Source organism: Geminicoccus sp. (assembly GCF_035556675.1).
In the GTDB taxonomy this organism is placed as follows: Bacteria; Pseudomonadota; Alphaproteobacteria; order Geminicoccales; family Geminicoccaceae; genus Geminicoccus.
Genome location: NZ_DATMFZ010000242.1, coordinates 1 through 2,210 on the forward strand (window position 1 = coordinate 1; position 2,210 = coordinate 2,210).

At 68.6% G+C, this 2,210-nt stretch carries 4 protein-coding genes; 3 read left to right on the forward strand and 1 reads right to left on the reverse strand.

All coding sequences use genetic code 11. The features are described from left to right. The coding region (locus VNS22_RS17105; protein ID WP_325734522.1) for a 4-hydroxyproline epimerase at nucleotides 1-848 on the forward strand (848 nt) is incomplete at its 5' end. Between the two features lie 244 nt (nucleotides 849-1,092). On the opposite strand, the gene VNS22_RS17110 is transcribed toward VNS22_RS17105, so the two are convergent. Then, nucleotides 1,093-1,494 (reverse strand): hypothetical protein, encoded by a 402-nt coding sequence (locus VNS22_RS17110; protein ID WP_325734524.1) that lies wholly within the window; start codon nucleotides 1,492-1,494, stop codon nucleotides 1,093-1,095. An 81-nt stretch (nucleotides 1,495-1,575) separates the two neighbouring features. On the opposite strand from VNS22_RS17110, the gene VNS22_RS17115 reads away from it, so the two are divergent. Further along, the gene (locus VNS22_RS17115; protein WP_325734525.1) at nucleotides 1,576-1,770 is read left to right on the forward strand and encodes a hypothetical protein; all 195 of its coding nucleotides are present in this window, start codon (nucleotides 1,576-1,578) and stop codon (nucleotides 1,768-1,770) included. Nucleotides 1,771-1,977: 207 nt separating this feature from the next. Then, the coding region (locus tag VNS22_RS17120; RefSeq protein ID WP_325734526.1) for an MgtC/SapB family protein at nucleotides 1,978-2,210 on the forward strand (233 nt) is incomplete at its 3' end.

Below are 2,210 nucleotides of genomic sequence, written 5' to 3' on the forward strand. Positions count from 1 at the left end.
TGTTCGAGCCGCGCGGCCACGACGTCATGTCCGGCTCGATCCTCTACCCGCCGACCACGCCCGACGGCGATGTCGGCATCCTGTTCATCGAGACCTCAGGCTGCCTGCCGATGTGCGGCCACGGCACGATCGGCACGGTCACCATGGCGATCGAGCAGGGCCATGTGGTGCCCAAGGCCGAAGGCCGGCTGCTGCTGGACGTGCCGGCAGGAAGGGTGGTGGCCGAGTTCACCCGGGACGGGCGGTTCGTCGAGAAGGTCAGGCTCACCAACGTGCCCTCCTACCTCGCCATGAGCGAGGTGCGGGTGGACTGCCCGGAGCTGGGCGAACTGGTGGTCGACATCGCCTATGGCGGCAATTTCTACGCGATCGTCGAGCCGCAGCCGCACTTCAGGGACATGGCCGACCTCTCGGCCGGCCAGATCCAGCGCCTCTCGCCGGAACTGCGCCGCCGCCTGCAGGCGCTGGTCGAGCCGGTCCATCCGCTCGACCCGACCATCCGGGGGGTGAGCCACATCCAGTGGACCGGCAGGCCCACCCGGCAAGGCGCGCATGCCCGCAACGCCGTGTTCTACGGCGACAAGGCGATCGACCGCAGCCCGTGCGGGACCGGCACCTCGGCGCGCATGGCGCAGCTGGTCGCCAAGGGGCGGCTCAAGGTCGGCGACGACTTCGTCCACGAGAGCATCATCGGCTCCTTGTTCGAGGGCAGGGTGGAGGCGGCGACCGAACTGGCCGGCATCCCGGCGATCATCCCGTCGATCGCCGGCTGGGCGCGCACCACCGGCTACAACACCATCATCGTGGACGACCGCGACCCGTTCTGGCGCGGGTTCTCGCTGGTCTGACAAGGGGGGCGGCGCGCGTTGCGCGGCAACCCGATGCAAGATAAGTATTTGATAAATAATGAGAAAACTGCTTGCTCGGGTTCGTTCGTGCAAAAAGCGAATCGTCGCCTTCGCTAAGGGCCAAAGCCTGGCCAAAAGATCCGGCCGGCGATGATAGCATGGCCAAGCTCCGTCGCGTCCGGAAATTGCCGAACGGCTGCGCGGTACCGGCGGCGCCGCGGGGCGCCGCCGGCCCGACCGGGATTCAGGCCTGCGTCTCCTCCTCGTCCTCGTCGGCCGCGTAGCCTTCCGGGGCGGGATAGATGTCGAAGGTCGTGTAGAGATCCGGGTCGATCACGATGCGCCCGGACTTCTTCAGCCGGTACCGGCCAGGGGCGGGCACGGTGAGGTTGTCCAGGAGACCCGGGATGCTGAACACGTCGCCCGTCACGTCGTCCTCGATCTCGATCGCGTCGGGCGAAGCCGCCACGATCCAGCCCGTGTGCTGGGCGTGATCCTGCACGTTGCCCTCGCGGTCCTTGAAGGTGAACCCGACCAGGATCCGCTGGCCGACCAGAGCCTGGAACTTGCCGTCGCGCTCGTCCTGCTGGGCCTGGATCAGGACGTTCTCGGGCCAGGCTCCGATCCGGCGCCATTTCGATGCCATGATGCATATCCGTGATGAAATGAATGGGCATGACGATGAAGGCCGGGCCGGGACATGGGGCACCTGTCGTATGGATGAAGTATGCGCGGCTTCTACGAGCGGGCTGCAGGCCGCGCCAGAAGCAGTTGCGTATGCACGAAGAAATCAGCAGGTCGTGATGTGCCGGCCATGCTGTCCCGGCGTGTGGATGCGGACGTTCAGGCCGCCGTCATGATGACGTTCGTCCATGCGCGGGCGGCGGTTACTTGCCGGCGGCGGGTGCCGGACCGCGAATGACCGCCTGATGCCGGCTTCCGTGCGCCGGCCGGCTCCTGGCGGGAGATCCGCGACCTGGTTCGGTGCCCCATGGCCGCGCTGCTTCGCCGGCCGGTTCTTCGAAGGGCCGGGGCCGGGACCGGCTAGCCAGCTCGCGGCAGCCATGCTTGCCCTGGCCGGGGGGCGCGCCGCACAACCGGTCCGTCTCGCCGAATACTGGGACGGGCCATGTTCTCGGACGAACTTCTCCATCGGCTGGCGGTGGCACTCAGCATCGGCCTGCTCGTCGGGCTGGAGCGCGGCTGGCGGGCGCGGGAGGAGGCGGAGGGCGAGCGCGCGGCGGGCTTTCGCACCTTCGCGCTGAGCGGCCTGCTGGGCGGCATCTGCGCAGCGCTGGTGCCGCTCGCCGGGCCGCTGGTCCTGGCGGCGGGCCTCCTGGCCTTCAGCCTGGCCTTCGCCGC